Here is a 16,951-nt window from a genome sequence, read left to right as displayed (position 1 = left end):
GGCAAGCCATTACATTCTGGCTTGCCAGTTTTCTATGTCTTATTGTCAGATCTCCCTCCGACTTTTTAGATTACATGATTTGATTTACAGCTACTTAGTCTTAAACTTTGCGATTAATTCTTTCAGCAGATTAGCCTGACTGGAGAGTTCTTCACTGGCTGCTGCAGTTTCTTCTGCCGTAGCTGAGTTTGTCTGTACAACTGTGGAAATCTGATCTACACCTACGGTTACCTGATTCATAAACTCTGCCTGCTGATTACTTGCATCTGATATCTCGTCTATTACTGTTGCCGACTGCTTTGTATTGACTACGATTTTTTCTAGTGAAGAAGCCGTATCCGCAACTATTTTGGTTCCGTTTTCCACTGCTGCAATAGCAGTTTCAATTAGTGATGTGGTATCTTTTGCTGCATTTCCACTCTTAGCTGCCAGGTTTCTTACCTCATCTGCTACAACAGCGAAACCTTTTCCGGCTTCTCCTGCCCTTGCAGCTTCTACTGCTGCATTTAAAGCAAGAATATTGGTCTGGAAAGCGATATCGTCTATTGCCTTTATGATATTACTAATCTGATTGGATGCACTCCTGATTTCTTCCATGGCCGTTATCATTTTGCTCATTTGCTGGTTTCCATGGTCAACTTCCACTTCTGATTCTGCTGAAATGCTTCTTGCTTCTCCTGCATTTTGGGCACTCTTCTTAATTCCTTCAGATATTTCCATAATTGTAGCAGATAATTCTTCAACCGAACTTGCCTGCTGTATGGAACCCTGTGACAGCTGTTGAGCACCTTGTGCCAGCTGTTCAGAGCCAGTAGCAACCTGATCAGCTGAAACTGATATTTCTGAGAAAGTCTGGATAAATGTTTTCTGAATATTTAGCAGAGCTACTTTTATTTTGGAGAATTCCCCTGCATATTCCTGGGTTAATTCAAATGTTAGATTTCCTGATGCCATCTCTCCCAGAATATATGATATTTCATCAATATATTTTATGTATTCTCTCAGTCTCACAACAGTATTATCTAAGCCTTCTGCTACCTGTCCCGTTTCATCAATAGACTTTCTATCTACTTTTACATCTAAATTGCCGTCTGCAATCTGATGTGCATTGACAGCCAGACGCTTAAGCGGTTTAACAATCCCCTTTGAAATGAAAATGATTATCAGAGACAGAAGAATCAGGGCTGCTACAAAGATTCCCAGACTTACTTTCATTAACACGTTATAATCCTGATAAAATTCTTTCTCTGGCAGGGAAGACAATACGGTCCATCCAGTATTGCCTATCATGCTTAAGTATCCATAAACCTGCTCACCATCTTTTGTATATTTCATATAGCCTTCCTGGTGCTTTTCAAAAGCAGCAGATACTTGACCGGATAAGCCTATTTCTTTTACATTTTTCATTATGTTATCAGAATTTTTATCGTAAACTACTGATCCATCCTCTGCCAGGAATATAAAGAATCCTGTATCTCCTAAAGTATAACTTGCCATAATTTTTCCAAGATTCTCTAGTGTTATGTCTAAACCAACTACACCAATGATCTCATTTGTGGTACTGTCGTAAACTGGAGATGCTGCGGAAACAATTAACATACCCGTACTTGAGTCAATATATGGTTGTGAAAGAATGGTTCCGTTCTTTTCTTTAATGGCTATGTACCAAGGTCTCTTGGTAATATCCCAGTCCGGCTTACCGGTAAATCCATCGGTCTGTGTTAACTGACTGGAGTCAACGTCTGCAACCCAGGCTGCCAGAATATTCTTGGTATCCATGTTGGCAACATTGTGAATATTTTTCTCTACATTGTCAATCCCTTCTCCTGACAATATATAGGTGCCTTTTTGTAATCCCTTAAAAAACTTCTCCATATCAGGATCCTTAGATAAGGTTTCTGTAGCCTTCAGATACTGTGTAAAGAAATTTTGTACCTGGAATGATGCTTCCTTGGAATTAGCTGTGAGTGTTTCTGATGTTGCCGTTTCTATTTGTGATTTAACCAATGAGAAAATTGAAACTAGCAAAATACATAAACAAAGTGTGACGGGTACTATAACTCCTATTAAAAATTTTAGTAATATACTTTTTTTGAAAATATTCATACTGCCATCTCCCTTCTTACAAGTTTTCCCATTTTTCAGAATATTTTGTATTGTCTTATTTTACAACAATACAATCGCTTTGTCTACAACAATATTGCCATTTTTCTACATAATTCTACATTCTTTGTCAAAATAATTTTGGAGACAATAAAAAGGTTCTTTTCCTATGACTTACTGCTTCTTCCAATTTATAACTTGCATCTTTATATATTTATAAGTTATTCTATATTAAATCAGTTTTTAAAGGTTAAAGATATACTTTATATTGGAGGATAAGTAAATGAAATCAACTGGAAATTTAAAAAAGTCTCAGCCAGCCTACCGGTTAAAAGACATTTTTTAGTTATTATCGGAAGTTTTATTGTTGGTGCAGGGGTTCAGCTTTTCTACGTTCCCGGTAACATTTTAGGTGGAGGTATCACCGCTATTTCCATTATGATGCATATATTAACGGGTAGTAACGTGGCTATAACCACCTTTCTTCTGAATATTCCTATACTAGCTTTGGGCTACTTTATGGTAAACAGGCAGTTTATGCTGTACAGCACTTTGGGAATGATCGGTATGACAGGTTTTATGCGACTTCTGGAACAGGTTCCCATACCATCTCAATCTCTTTTTACCTGTATCGTCTGTGGAGGTCTTCTTGTTGGCTCCGGTGGAGGTATCATGCTGAAATGTAATGGTTCAGGTGCAGGAACAGATGTAATATGCAGAATTATAAACAAATATACTTCTTTTCAGATTGGTACTATGTCGCTTTCTATTAATGCAGTTCTAGTTATGCTTGCTGCTTGTTTTCTTGGTCTGGATATTGCAATCGCCACAATTACAACATTATACATTACAACCCGGGTGGTGAATTACATACTGGATGGAATGAATTATAAAAGAATGGTTCTAATCGTTACAGATAAAGGAGAAGATATTGCACAGGCCTTATCTGCAGAATTTAGCCGTGGTGCTACCATCTCTCATGTTACGGGTGCCTATTTAGGAAAAGAAAAATCTCAGGTTATGTGTACCATAAATATACACGAAACACCGCGGTTGAAAAAGATTGTCCTTGAACTGGATTCACAAGCTTTTATCACTATGTTTGAAAGCACTGCGGTGATTGGAAGTTCCTTTAAAAGTAAACTTCACACACTAAAAAAACAGGGATAACTTTAATAAAGTTATCCCTGTTTTTTATTTATGCCCTGCCAAAGCCGCAAGCAGGAAAGATGCAATTTGGACAGTTTAAACACAAGCCCCCTGAGCCAGCACCTTTATATCCTTTCTAGTAATCTTCTCCCCTGCCAGAAGTCTTGGAATAATCAAATCAAATATGCTGACTCTGCTGTACATGACACAACCGGGTAAACCAACTACAGGTATCTCACCGATATAAGCCAGCATAAACATGGCTCCTGGCAAAACCGGTGCCCCATATGTTATAATCTGGCCTCCCGCTTCTCTGATTCCAGCAGGTGTTTTATCATCAGGATCAACAGACATCCCTCCAGTTACGCATACAATTTCTGCGCCCTCCTTCAAAAGTTCCTTTATACACTCCGAAATCATTTGAGAGTTATCATCAGAAAACATCTGCTTTACAACAATACTTCCCAGGGCTTCAAACTTTTTAAAAAGTACAGGACCAAATTTATCCTGGATAGTCCCTGAATAGACTTCACTGCCAGTAGTCACAATCCCTATTTTTAAGCTGCTAAGTTTTTTAACCTCAATTATTTTTCTTTTGCTGCAGACTGTCTCTGCCTGTTTAACCACATCCTCGGCTACAAAAAGAGGGATTACCCGGGTCCCTGCCAGTTTATCTCCTGCCTTGACCATTCTGTTTCCATGGATACTGGCAAGCATTATCTCATCCTGTTCCAGGAGTTCAGATAACTGCTCGGTGTCTATTTTCAACAATCCGTCGTATTCTGCAAACAATTCAATTTTTCCTTCTGAAGGTTGTGACATGGTAATGCCCTGTCCAGAAGCAGCCTTTGCAATTCTTAATGCCGCATCATTTTCATGCACATCCTTATCATCTTTTTCAATCACATAAAGGCTCTTCTTTCCCATGGATAAAAGTACTGGTATATCCTCTTCCGTGACAACATGTCCTTTTTTAAATCTGGGGCCTTTATATTCACCGGGAATAATCTGGGTCATATCATGAACAAGAACAGTTCCCACTGCTTTTTCTACATTTATTTCTTTCATTATTCTTCCTCTGCAAGGGCTCGGACTTTTATCATCTCCGCCGTAATACTTATAGCAATTTCTTCCGGGGTTTCGGCCTGAATGTTAAGGCCTATGGGAGAATGTACTTTTAATAACTTTTCCTGAGGAACTCCTTCTTTTTTAAGGAGTTCAAAGGTATACGCTATTTTTTTCCGGCTCCCTATCATTCCAATATATTCACACTCCACTGAGAGACTCTGTTTCAGTACTTCATAGTCTCCGGCATGACCTCTTGTAACAATAACGATATAGCTGTCTTTATCCGTGTTAATCTGTGAAAAAACATTTCTATAATCACTTATTAATATTCTTTCGGCTCCAGGGAATCTTTCAATATTGGCAAACTCTTTTCTGTCATCAATAACAACGGTATTAAAACCAACATACCGAAGTACAGGCTCCACTGCCATTCCTACGTGTCCTGCCCCAAAGATATAGGCTGTGCTTTTCATTCTGAAATCCCTTAGAAACTGTTCTGCATTTTTGTCATCTATATATTCAAAACAAATATCCACATTTCCGCCGCATCGCATGTCCAGACTGCCCTCTTCTCCCGGAGTTAATATAAAGTGATGCATAAAGGGATTTTTGTCCTTAAAAACCTTTAACGCCATCTTCTCCGTTTCTGCTTCCAGTACTCCACCTCCAACGGTTCCCACAGAGCTGCCATCTTTTCTCATGAGGAGCCATGCTCCTTTTTTTCTGGGTGCAGAACCCTTTGTATCAACTACTTTGGCAATAACAAAATCTTCCCCATTTTCAATCAGTTCTTTAGCCAGTTCTATTCCACTTGTTTTCATTTATAAATCTCCTTTTTAATCCAGAAGTTTAAGCCAAATACCAATATAAAGCTCAGTAATGTCATGATGAGTACCAACATATTAGCTAAATAGTCTTTTCCTCCATCAACGGCAAAATAAATGGCTGTCGATATAGTCTGAGTCTTTCCAGGAATATTACCTGCAACCATGAGAGTGGCTCCGAATTCTCCCATACTTCTGGCAAAACTTAAAACAATTCCGCTTATCAGCCCCGGCATAGCCAGGGGGAATGTAACTTTCCAGAATACCTGCCATCTGTTGGCTCCCAGATCTCTTGCAGCATCTTCATAAATTGAATCAACCCCAAGCAATCCAGTTTTTATACTTTGATACATCAGGGGCAAAGATACTATACTGGAAGCTATAACGCAGGCAACCCAGGTAAATATAATCTGAAGATTGAAATGTTCAAGTAAAAAGCCTCCCACAGGGCCTCGCCGTCCCAGTAAAATCAGCAGGATATATCCCAGTATGGAAGGTGGCAGAACCATGGGTAATATTAGTATGGTCTCCCAGATATTTTTCCCTCTGATATTTTTTCTGACCATAATATAAGCACAGACAGTACCCAGAATTAAAGTAACTAGAGTTGCCAAAGCCGCAACTTTTAACGTAAGAAATATAGGCTGTAATATCATCTAAACCTTCCTAATAAATTTATAACACTGTAAAACCATATTTTTTAAATATACTTTTAGCCACATCTGATTGAAGAAAATCATAAAACCTGTCCACTTGTTTTTTATTCTTTGTGTCTTTTAGAATGGCCATGGGATAAACAATAGGTTTATGATAATCTTCCGGCACATCTGCAATTATGGAACCACTTTTTAATAACATTGCATCCGTCTTATAAACAAACCCACATTGAACATTCCCAGTTTCAACGTAGTCCAATACACTTTTTACATCTTTCCCCATAATTAATTTTGAACTTACCTGATTGGTTATCCCCAAAGCTTCAAAAGTCTGTTGTGCATATTGGCCTGCCGGAACGGATTCAGGGGTACCAATGGCAATGCTTTTTACCTGACTGCTCACAAGGGAATCCAAAGATACTATGTCTTTGCCTTCTTTTGATGCAATTAAAGTAAGGGTATTTCCTAGAAGATCAATTCTTGTATTTTTATCTATCAAATCCTGTTCTTGTAATTCATCCATGTGATCTTTAGCTGCAGATATAAACAAATCACAGGGCGCTCCTTCTTCAATCTGGGATTTTAAGGCACCTGAACCGGCAAAATTATACAGTATTTTATCTTCTGACTTCTTTCCATACTCTGTGGCAATTTCATTTAACGCATCCGTTAAACTGGCTGCAGCGGATACATTTACAGTTACCCCCTGCGCTTTTTGTGTATTACCATAACACCCTGAAAAAGCCATGGAAATAATTATCAATATGGTTAAATATAGTTTTATTTTAAAATTACTCATTTTTAATATTCCCTTCATATTCCATTTATACAATGTTTATATAATTATCATACACTATATCAGAGAAGTTTTTAATATGAACTTTGCTTTAATATTAAATTTCATCAAATCATTACAAATTATTTACTGGTTGTGGTAGACTATATCATGTAATTAACAAGAAAGGATTTTCATTTTATGAATGCCAGTATATTATCACAAAATTTTGATAATGAGCCATCCGCTGATTTAAAAAATGTTTTAACAGCATATGCTAAAATAAATAAAAACTACACTGCTGCTATACGCGAAGTAAAAACTAAGCTCGAAATTCTTGATGATGATTTTCAATTACTACATAAGCATAATCCTATTCATCACATGGAAAGTCGGGTAAAATCCCCGGAAAGTATATATGAGAAGCTCATACGAAGAGGATATGACTTAGATATAAATAAAATTTCAAAGCAACTTTTTGACATAGCGGGAATACGTGTTATCTGCCATTATGTTGATGACATATATATAGTCGCTGAGCTTTTAAAAAAACAGGATGATTTAACGGTTATCAAAGAAGTAGATTATATTAAAAACCCAAAATCTAATGGGTATAGAAGTCTCCATTTAGTTGTAGGGGTACCCGTTTTCTTCGTAAACCGGGTAGAAAGAATACCTGTTGAAGTGCAAATAAGAACAATGGCAATGGATTTCTGGGCCAGTCTGGAACACCAGCTAAGATACAAAGCGGAAGGTGAGATTCCTAAGTTTATTGCTGAAGAACTCAAAGAATGCTCTGAGAATATAGCAAACTCAGATTTACAGATGCAGAAAATTCATAGCTTTTTAGACGACCTGGACAAATTCAGTCCGAAATAAAATGCTCATTGAATAATAAGAAATACCCTTTAGCATAAATTAATTTATCTACGCTAAAGGGTATTTTTTATAGGTAAGGGCGAGGACTTACAACTATTCTTTCAGAGTAAACTGGCCAACCAGCTCTTTAAGCATTCTGGATTGTCCATTTAACTCTTCACTGGTAGCAGCGCTTTCTTCTGCAGTAGCAGAATTCCTCTGTACCACTACAGATACCTGATCTACACCCAGGCTAACCTGCGCAACTGCTTCTGCCTGTTCATCAGAAGCTTTGGAAACTTTTTCAATAACCTCTGTTAACTGTTCTGCCTGATTAACAATATTTCGCAGTGATTCTGCGGTAGCTCCCGCAATACCAGTTCCTTTTTCTACAGCACCTATGGCATTACTGATTAGTTCCGTAGTATCTTTTGCTGCTTCAGCAGATTTTTGTGCAAGATTACGTACTTCATCTGCAACCACAGCAAATCCTTTTCCTGCTTCTCCTGCTCTGGCAGCTTCTACAGCAGCATTAAGAGCAAGGATATTGGTCTGGAATGCAATGTCTTCAATGGTTTTAATAATATTTCCAATCCTGCTTGAATTGTCACTGATATCCCCCATGGCAACCATCATGTTTTTCATATGCTGATCACAGGCTGCTACTTCCTTTGCAGTGTTATCAACAAGTTGATCTGCCTCATGAATATTTTGCGAATTATCATTTATATGTCGTGCGATATCCGTAATTGTAGTAGATAATTCTTCCACACTGCTTGCCTGCTCAACTGCCCCCTGAGAAAGTGCCTGAGCTCCAGCAGACATTTGATCTGCACCAATTGCTACCTGGTCTGCTGCCTCATTGATTTGGGATATGGCATTGCTAAGATTTACGTTAATATTGCGCATGGCCTGAAAAATATTGCTGTACTGGCCCACATATTTCTCTTTGCATCTTGTATGTACTCTGAAATTCCGCTGGCCCATTTCACCTAAAACATAGTTAATATCTTCAATAATAGTTTTAAGCTGATCTGTCATAGTTCTAAAGGCTTCTGCAAGAATTCCGATTTCATCCTTTGTATAGATATCCAGTTGTATATCTAAGTCGCCACTTTCAACCTGTTCTGCTACTCTGACAACTTTGGAAACACAATTTGAAATATTTCGAGCAATCAGTACTCCACAGATGCTGGCTATGAGTATACTACTTACAATTAAAACAATAGTCATGATAAAGAAGAAAAGGCACATCTTTCCAAACTCATCTGTCAAAGCCTTCCCTGCATCTTTCTTTTCAAAATATAAATTGGCGTAAGCAGTATATACTTTATCATATTGTGGATCTAATTCAGCCTTCATCTGCTGCAACAGAACCGCTTTTTCTTCCGGTGTGGCTTTTTCCCCTAAAGCTATGTATTTATCCTGTATTTGCCTATAGTCAGCTACTTCCTTGTCAATTTCAGATATAAGTTTTTCTTCATCACTGTTAACAATAGATTTTTTGACACTTTCATAATACTTACTATGTTTTGCTCTGATTGTTTTAAGCTGGTCTTCTGCTTGCTTTATATCTTCTTTGTTCGTAAAAACAACGATATCTCGAACAGCTCGTCTGCTATCAGCTACCATTACTATGGCGCCGCCTATGTCTCCAGTGGCAAATCCATATTTCTGAAGCGCGAAGTCAGCATCTGTACTGATTTTCTGCATTGAAAATATAGAAGAAATTCCAGAAATACTTCCAAGCAACGTAACAATTAGAAATGATATGATTAGCTTTTTAGCCATTTTCATATTTTTAAACAATTTAAACACACTCCTTTGCGATGTTAAACTAAGCTATACAATACCAGATATCTGCCTGTCACCATATCACCTCTTTTTCATTGTTATATAAGCGCCAGTCCTATATAACAACACGCAAAATCTAAAAAAATATTAAAAGCTGTTAATATCTTTTTTGGGGCTTGTCTCTTCTCTTGTTTTGTTGCTCTTCTCTACAATTCTTTTGAAATTATCTAGATAATACCACTTCATTTCTTTATTTTCAATTATAAATTTACAAAATTTTCAAACTTTTTACTTTTTTAGTTTTTCTATACATTATATAGTGGTTTGCTTTATAATTAACCCAAAAAGGACTGCGCACTATTTTAGTGCGCAGTCCTGGTGTTTAAATATCACTTCTTACAGTAGCTCGTTTTGTGTTAACTCTAATACCATAATTGCCATAGCTTTCGGTGATTCCTTCATGTCGTTATCCAACCACTCCTGTATGATTCCAATACAACCAGAAATAATAAACGGGTCATAATATTGTAGTTTAAGGTTATGTTCATCACTCTCAAAGCCAGGTTGGGATTTAATAATACTCTTCAACTTTTCTAAGAACGCGTAGTCTCCGTCAGGTCCCAGTAGTATTTTACACATTTTTGAATTACTTCTTACAAACTCAAATAAAAAGGTAAAAAAGGATAATAAATTGTTATACGCTGCATCGCATTTATAATATTTATTAAAACATTTATTAAATGCCTCCAAAAAATCTTCTAACAACTCAGACTCCACTTTTTCAACCATGTCATAAACATCTTTGTAGTACAAATAAAAAGTGGAGCGATTCACATCTGCAAGTTCTGTTAGTTCTGTGACTGTGATCTTATTAATTCTCTTTTGAGACATCAATACTGTTAGGGCATCAATTAAAGTTTTCTTAGTTCTTCTGATGCGTCTGTCATTTCTCTGTTTGTTCATATGAATCCTCTATATTCTAATCTGATATCCCTATGGTAATAATTTCTCTGTCACTCTGCAAGAGTTATTTTGATAAATGAAATTTATTTTTAACATTCTGGATAAAGCTATAGATAACCGGTACTACAAACAAGGTTAATAAAGTTGATGAAATCAATCCTCCAATAATGGCATAAGCCATGGGTGCTCTTGTCTCGCCGCCTGCACCTTCCCCCATTGCCATGGGAATCATTCCTAATACCATTGCCAAAGTAGTCATAATTATCGGTCGCAATCTGGTTTTTCCTGCTAAAATAAGCGCCTGATTACATGGCTTTCCTTTCTTTATCTCATTACGGGCAAAATCGATGAGCAATATTGCATTTTTGGTTACCAGACCCATGAGCATAATCATACCAATAAGGGAGATTAAATTGATATTGCTTCCCATTATAAGCAATCCGAAGATTGCCCCGATGACTGCCAATGGAAGTGATAAGACCACTGCTAATGGGTCTATAAAGCTTTCAAACTGGGCAGCCATGATAAATATGATAAATAAGACCGCCATTAGCAGGGCAAAAAACATCCCTGTAATAGAATCATCCATCAATTCCGTCATATCCCCAGAAACCACTTTGCAACCTACAGGTAACGTTGCCTCCTTATTGAGTTTTTTCAGAAAAATTTCGTTCACTTCCCCTGCGCTTGCTCCCTGTATGTTTCCTGAAATGTAAATGCGCTGCTGCTTGTCATAACGTGAAATGACACCTGGCGACGGATTAAACTCTTTATCAGCAATAGCACTTAAAGGAATTAGTTGACCCGATGTACTACTTTTCAGAAAGATACTGTTTAAATTATCAATATCATTACGGTTGTTTTCTTCTAGCTGCAATCTGATATCAACTTGATCCTGCCCATCTTTAAACTGGCTTACTACCGCACCGTTATATAAAGTGTATAGTGCATCCAATGCCTGTGCAGGTTCTACCCCAAGATCAGCTGCCTTCTGCTGATTAATTACAATGTTGCTCTGGGGGCTACCCGGTTTATAGCTACTCACCACATCTACTACACCTGGTAATTCTTCCAACACCTTCTGTGCCTTTTCTCCGTATTCCTGAAGAGTGTTTATATCATCTCCCACTATATTAAATTCTATATCCTTCAGGTCCCCTGTAGGTCCAAGAGAAACCGGTGTAATGGAGACTCTGATACCAGGAACTTTCTTAAATTCTGCGCGCAATTCCTGTGCTAACTGATCAATGGATTTGTCCCTTTCCTCTCGATCAACCAACTCAACATAAAGATTCCCTGCATCATCTTGAACGGTTGCATAAACTTTGGTCACTTCTTTATTCTTTCTGAGTATGCTATCAAGTTGCAGCATTTTATTTCCGGTGGCTTCTTTCGTTAATCCTGCATCGGGTTCAACTACAATATTCATTTTAGATAAATCTGATTTTGGAATGAAATCTGTCCCCATATTTGCCGCTGCAACCATGCTTCCGGTAAAAAGTAAAACCGTGCATAATAGCAGTTTAATCTTATGTTTAAAAACAATTTCAAGCAAGCCAGAATAATGTTCTGCTAAACAATCAAATTTAAGATTAAACCAATTGGCACCTTTTTTTATCAAAGAAACAATTTTATATTTTGATTCTGCATGCTCCTCATCTTTCAGGTAACGGGAAGACAGCATTGGCACTAATGTGAAGGAAACAAACAATGAAATAAGTACGCTTCCCACTACAGTTATTCCAAACTGTTTAAAAAACTGACCTACTACACCATTCAGCATCCCTACTGGTAAAAACACTGCTACCAGTGCCAATGTGGTTGCAATAACAGCTAATCCAATTTCAGAAGTTCCATCCTTTGTAGCCTCAAATCCATTTTTCCCCATATGGCGATGCCGTTCAATATTTTCTATGACAACAATTGCATCGTCTATTAGCAAGCCTACACTTAAGGACAATGCAGTTAATGTCATTGTATTTAATGTAAATCCAAGTACTTTCATCAATGCAAACACACCAATAACAGAAGTTGGTAACGCTATTGCACTGATTATAGTGGTTCTCCAATTGGCAAGAAACAAGAAAACAATAAGAACTGCTAGTATGGCACCTTCAACAATTGTTTTAAGGACTTCATCAACAGAAGCTTTAATAATAATAGAATTATCTTTAACAACCTTTAGATGCATATCTGCTGGTAGCTCTTTTTGGATATTTTCACACTCTCTGGTAATCTGGTCCGCTACATCAATGGTACTGACTCCTGATTGTTTAACAATGTCAATGCCAATGGCCTTCCTGCCTTGATAAAAGGCCATACTATCTTTCTCTTTCGTGCCATCTTCTATGGTTGCAATATCCTGCAGATAAATTGGCTGTCCATTTTGTCTGCTTATTACCAAAGTTTTAAAATCATCTAATTTAGTTATTAGCCCATTGGTATGTAAAGAGAACTGACTAGTCCCCTGGGTTATTTTTCCTGCAGAGGCTTCCATATTGGTGCTTTTCAAAGCTGTAGCTATTTCATTTGTAGTCAGTCCATACATGGAAACTTTATCACGATTCAAATTAATATGAATTTCTCTTTCCTCTGAACCGTAAATTTTTACAGAGCCCACACCGCTGATAGTTTCCAGTTTTGGCTTTATCAAGTCATTAACTGTTGTGGTCATTTCCCGTAAAGATGCTTTCCCTGTAATGGCCAGTGAAACTACCGGTTTAGAAGTGGGGTCAAAACTTGCGATGATAGGCTCTTCACAATCCTTGGGAAGAGAACTACGAATAGTGCCGATTTTGTCCCGAACATTTTGAACTGCGTCAGCCGAACGGGTTTCCAGTGTAAATTCTGCATAGGTAATACTGACATTGTTTTGGCAGGTGGAGTTAATATGTTTCATCCCTGCTACTTGTCCAATGGCATCCTCAACTTTCTTGGTCACATTATCTTGTATCTGATTGGGAGAGGCGCCTGGCTCTACAATTGTAACTGTCACATAGGGAAATTCAGCTGGTGGGAACTCATCAGAACCCAGTCCGAAAAAACTGATGACACCCATTACTAATAATGCTATGATGCAAACGGTGGCAAAAACCGGTCTTCGCAAACTTATATCTGTTAAAAACATGAGGCACCTCCTTTATTTTGTCTTACTAATTCGAATGGTGTCACCATCTTTTAACTTGTTCACATTACTTATAATAAGCTTTTCGCTTTCAGCCAGCCCTGATTTAACTTCGACCTCCTGTCCCATGGTGTCACCAAGCCCTACTGATCGCTTTTCTGCTTTATGATCGTTGGCAACAAATACATAGTACAGACCGTCTTTTCCGCTTACAGCCGATTGTGGTACTGTAATTGCCCTCTTAGGTGGGGCGAACTCAATTTGTACTTTAGCGAACATCCCTGGTTTAAGAAGAGATTGGGTATTCTCCACAACCATTTTTACCTCAAAGCTTCGGCTGGCAGTATTTGCCACGGGATTTATGATTTCAACCGTGCCATTGAAGGTTTTGGCCGAAAACGCATCAACAGACACATTCACCTTTTCTCCTAAAGCTATTTTACTGATATCATCCTGATTAACATTTACCACCAAGTAGATATGGGAGAGATCTTGAACCGTCATCAACGGTGTTCCGGCTTGCACCATCTGGCCAGATTTGATATTGCAATCAGCCACTGTGCCCTTTATTCTGCTGCTCACCTCCGTGTCCTTTACAGCATCTTGTGCGTTAGAGTAAATCGCTTGTGCTGAATTCACATCAGCCTTGGCTACTTGATACGATAATTCAGCATTGTCCATATCATTTTGGGAAATGACCTCTGCATCATATAAATTTTTCATTCGTTCATAATTTTTCTGGATATAGTTCAAGTTGGCATTTGCTTTTGCCAGCGCATTTTGTGCTTGAATCAACGCATTTTGCTGTTGTGTGGCTTCCATTAAAATTAAATTTTGATTTGTATGTACGTTTTGACCATTTTCCACCAGAACGTTATTCACTTTGCCACCATATTTTGATGTAATGATGATGTTGTCACGTGCCTCCAGCGTTCCTGTCAATTCCAACAGCTGTGTTTTTTCTGCACTTAGAACTTTTTGGACCAGGACTGCCTGTTCTTTTGGAACTGTCATAGCTTCACCTTTAATATTTCCTGCTCCATTTATAATGAATATTATAAGAGTAATGGCAATTACCACAATTGCCCATTTGTATTTTATTATGGTCCCTTTCATTTCTTCTGCTCCTCAGTATTTTCTTATAGCTAATTGAAACGTTTCATTTCTACATGTGTCTACTATAGAGCATGAATTTAAGCCATTCAATCATTAATTATCAGTCAAACTGTATGTTATTCAACAGATGTTGATTGATTTGTTGGATAATAATAAAAAATATAGCAAAAAGAACTTCATTCATGAATGAAGTTCTCTAATTAATTTCACTTTTCTTCCAAACAAGAGTAATCCAATGGGAATCCACACGGCAGCAAATAAAATGCAGCCGATTAAATATGGTTTTAAAAGTTCAAGACCTGCCCCCTTCAGCATGATATCTTTCATTGGGGTTATATAGTAATATAACGGCCAAATAACCTTTATCACGTCTGCGAATCCTGGTGCCATCATATACTCCGGCCATGCAAAGCCACAGGAAAGAAAAGTTGGTATAGTCAGGAACATGGTAAACTGCACTGCATGTGCCACCTGTTCGAAGATTGAAGCAATAACCAGGGCCATCCCTGTCATTGCCCCTAAGAAAACTGCCTGGAACAGGATTAATACAAATATATTTCCTTCCATGGGAAATCCCAGCATCTTCATAGCAATCCTTAAACAAGCCATGGTACTCATGACGCTTAAACCACTCATAAGCATGAATCTGCGAACCATCAGCGACATTTTAACATTTACAAATTCTTTACTCAGCCCCATAGGCAAATCCCGCAGTCTGTTTTTTTCTTCTACCAAAATAGGAACTCCTGCAGCTAAAAAGGCCTGCTGTGCAAATATGGAGATAAGCCCTGGGAACAAATAATAAAAATATCCCAGCTGTGGGTTATACAACACTCTGTCTACTAAATTTAAAGTGTAAACACTCTGTTGTGCCTGATAAGGTACCAGAGAACCTCCTTCTAAGTATTTCATCTGTACACCTGCATTCACCGTTTCGAAAATAGTATTTATGGCACTCATTACATTATTTCCATACATAAAGTTTGTATTATCCATAAATACAACGGCTTTTGCACCCTTTTTACCATTTAAATCTTTTCCAAAATCTTTTGGTATGATAATAGCTCCGTGAATTTCACCTAAAAGAAGCTTTTCCTTTATTTCATCAACAGAGGAAATATCCTCCGTTATACTTAAAGTAGGTGAATCATAAAAATTATCAATGACCTGCCTGGATTTTGGTGACTGGTCCATATCATAAATGGCAATAGGAATATTCTGCACAAAAACCGGGCTGAACATCCCGCCAAACAAAATAGTAAAGGCAATGGGCACAAGCAATATGATTAAATATGGTTTAATCTCCATAAATTTTTCTTTTTTCTGGGTAAGGGTCATGTTTTTAAATTCTTCAAACAATTGGAGTCACCCCCAATCCATCCTTGTATTTAGCTCTCCACCAATTCTTAAACAAAGTAATTGCCAGAATAATGATTAGTTCTGCCAGAATAAATTTGGTGAAATACTGAAGTGGAACGGCTAAATCGTTAAGATGCAGCTCTTTTAAACAAAGGCTCCTAATCCAGTTTCCATAATAGAAGAACGGGATACCCCTTGCAAAAACTTCATAACCATATGGCATGCCTTCTATAGGATATGTATAGCCGCCCAAGACACTTGTTGGCAGCACTAAAATAGCTGCAACCTGTATGGCAAAAGTCCGGTCTGGAACAAGATTTCCTACGATGTATCCCATATTTAAAATGCACATGGCAAACAGATAAGTTATTATCAGTCCGCCCAGTATAGTGCTTCTGTATGGCATATCAAAGAACAGATACTGGATACCCAGGCAGAGTATGATGGAAAACATACTCATGGCCGACCATCCACTCACAACCTTAATTTGATTTAGATAGGTTCTGGGTCCAATCTGATTTTCATAACCCCGCTCAGCTCCCTGCATAGCTATTCCTACCTGTATAACAGAGGCAAGCATCCCAATCAGCAAGTAGTTTCTAAAGCTTTTTGTGGGATTGTACAGGAATTTATAATTTACACTGATAGGGGCAACCATATTCATAACCTGTTCAGGCACAGTTGATAATTTCCCTTCAAAAATGCTCATCATATATGCAGCTTTTGTCGTCAGTAAAATCTCTGACATGGCTGTTTTGCACGTGGTTACCACCGAAAGAGATGCACCGTCATACAATGTGAGAATTTTAGGAGCATTTCCCAGACGCATATCACTGTAAAAATTTTCAGGTATGATTATTCCTGCAAAGGCCTGATCCTTATCCATTAATTCTTTTATTCTCTGATCATTGTCTGCATATTCTATCACATCAAAATAGTTACTGTCTTCTATAAATCTTGTAAACTTTCTGCTAAAATCCGAATTATCATGATTTACTATGACTGTAGGAATACTGGTTGGCACATCCGCTTTCATTTCATAACCTAATGCCAGACCTGATACTACAGGTATGATAATAAATACTAAAGTAGCCATAACAAATCTTGGATGCCTTAGTTTAAAATTGTAGAATGCTATTGCAAGTTTATTTGATTTAAGCAT

The 16,951-nt window shown here is 37.7% G+C and carries 13 protein-coding genes; 2 read left to right on the top strand and 11 right to left on the bottom strand.

The features are described 5' to 3' along the window. Nucleotides 1–90: 90 nt before the first annotated feature. On the bottom strand, nucleotides 91–2,106 hold the full coding sequence (locus Ami3637_RS08185; protein ID WP_162362149.1) for a methyl-accepting chemotaxis protein: 2,016 nt from the start codon (nucleotides 2,104–2,106) through the stop codon (nucleotides 91–93). Nucleotides 2,107–2,391: 285 nt separating this feature from the next. Here Ami3637_RS08185 and Ami3637_RS08180 point away from each other — a divergent pair, with 285 nt between their 5' ends. Next, the gene (locus Ami3637_RS08180) at nucleotides 2,392–3,273 is read left to right on the top strand and encodes a YitT family protein (RefSeq protein ID WP_330586927.1); all 882 of its coding nucleotides are present in this window, start codon (nucleotides 2,392–2,394) and stop codon (nucleotides 3,271–3,273) included. A 75-nt stretch (nucleotides 3,274–3,348) separates the two neighbouring features. Here the strand turns inward: Ami3637_RS08180 and Ami3637_RS08175 are convergent, their stop codons facing one another. The 4 genes from Ami3637_RS08175 to modA are packed head-to-tail and all read right to left on the bottom strand — an operon-like array spanning nucleotide 3,349 to nucleotide 6,599. Then, on the bottom strand, nucleotides 3,349–4,320 hold the full coding sequence (locus tag Ami3637_RS08175) for a molybdopterin-binding protein (RefSeq protein WP_330586902.1): 972 nt from the start codon (nucleotides 4,318–4,320) through the stop codon (nucleotides 3,349–3,351). Continuing rightward, on the bottom strand, nucleotides 4,320–5,141 hold the full coding sequence (locus Ami3637_RS08170; protein ID WP_162362147.1) for an XdhC family protein: 822 nt from the start codon (nucleotides 5,139–5,141) through the stop codon (nucleotides 4,320–4,322). The genes Ami3637_RS08175 and Ami3637_RS08170 overlap by 1 nt, the downstream gene beginning before the upstream one ends. Further along, nucleotides 5,138–5,800, bottom strand: a complete 663-nt coding sequence (gene modB, locus Ami3637_RS08165) for a molybdate ABC transporter permease subunit (RefSeq protein WP_162362146.1) — start codon at nucleotides 5,798–5,800, stop codon at nucleotides 5,138–5,140. Before modB ends, Ami3637_RS08170 begins: the two co-directional genes overlap by 4 nt. A 19-nt stretch (nucleotides 5,801–5,819) precedes the next feature. Further along, nucleotides 5,820–6,599: a molybdate ABC transporter substrate-binding protein gene (gene modA / locus Ami3637_RS08160; protein ID WP_243158144.1), complete on the bottom strand. Its 780-nt coding sequence runs from the start codon at nucleotides 6,597–6,599 to the stop codon at nucleotides 5,820–5,822. Between the two features lie 177 nt (nucleotides 6,600–6,776). On the opposite strand from modA, the gene Ami3637_RS08155 reads away from it, so the two are divergent. Continuing rightward, a complete protein-coding gene (locus Ami3637_RS08155; RefSeq protein WP_162362145.1) occupies nucleotides 6,777–7,454 on the top strand; it encodes a GTP pyrophosphokinase in 678 nt (225 codons plus the stop codon). A 93-nt stretch (nucleotides 7,455–7,547) separates the two neighbouring features. On the opposite strand, the gene Ami3637_RS08150 is transcribed toward Ami3637_RS08155, so the two are convergent. The 6 genes from Ami3637_RS08150 to Ami3637_RS08125 all read right to left on the bottom strand — a co-directional run bounded on the left by Ami3637_RS08150 (nucleotide 7,548) and on the right by Ami3637_RS08125 (nucleotide 16,951). Then, a complete protein-coding gene (locus Ami3637_RS08150; RefSeq protein ID WP_162362144.1) occupies nucleotides 7,548–9,230 on the bottom strand; it encodes a methyl-accepting chemotaxis protein in 1,683 nt (560 codons plus the stop codon). A gap of 393 nt (nucleotides 9,231–9,623) precedes the next feature. Next, nucleotides 9,624–10,190, bottom strand: a complete 567-nt coding sequence (locus tag Ami3637_RS08145; RefSeq protein WP_162362143.1) for a TetR/AcrR family transcriptional regulator — start codon at nucleotides 10,188–10,190, stop codon at nucleotides 9,624–9,626. A 64-nt stretch (nucleotides 10,191–10,254) separates the two neighbouring features. Then, the gene (locus Ami3637_RS08140) at nucleotides 10,255–13,317 is read right to left on the bottom strand and encodes an efflux RND transporter permease subunit (protein ID WP_162362142.1); all 3,063 of its coding nucleotides are present in this window, start codon (nucleotides 13,315–13,317) and stop codon (nucleotides 10,255–10,257) included. Nucleotides 13,318–13,329: 12 nt separating this feature from the next. Continuing rightward, nucleotides 13,330–14,430: an efflux RND transporter periplasmic adaptor subunit gene (locus Ami3637_RS08135; RefSeq protein ID WP_162362141.1), complete on the bottom strand. Its 1,101-nt coding sequence runs from the start codon at nucleotides 14,428–14,430 to the stop codon at nucleotides 13,330–13,332. A 180-nt stretch (nucleotides 14,431–14,610) separates the two neighbouring features. Continuing rightward, on the bottom strand, nucleotides 14,611–15,789 hold the full coding sequence (locus tag Ami3637_RS08130) for an ABC transporter permease (RefSeq protein ID WP_162362140.1): 1,179 nt from the start codon (nucleotides 15,787–15,789) through the stop codon (nucleotides 14,611–14,613). Next, nucleotides 15,782–16,951, bottom strand: a complete 1,170-nt coding sequence (locus Ami3637_RS08125) for an ABC transporter permease (RefSeq protein ID WP_162362139.1) — start codon at nucleotides 16,949–16,951, stop codon at nucleotides 15,782–15,784. The genes Ami3637_RS08130 and Ami3637_RS08125 overlap by 8 nt, the downstream gene beginning before the upstream one ends.

The sequence above is a fragment of the Aminipila terrae genome (genome assembly GCF_010120715.1).
GTDB lineage: Bacteria > Bacillota > Clostridia > Peptostreptococcales > Anaerovoracaceae > Aminipila > Aminipila terrae.
The sequence above is the reverse complement of the archived record's forward strand: the minus strand, read 5'-3'. Positions and strand labels throughout refer to the sequence as shown.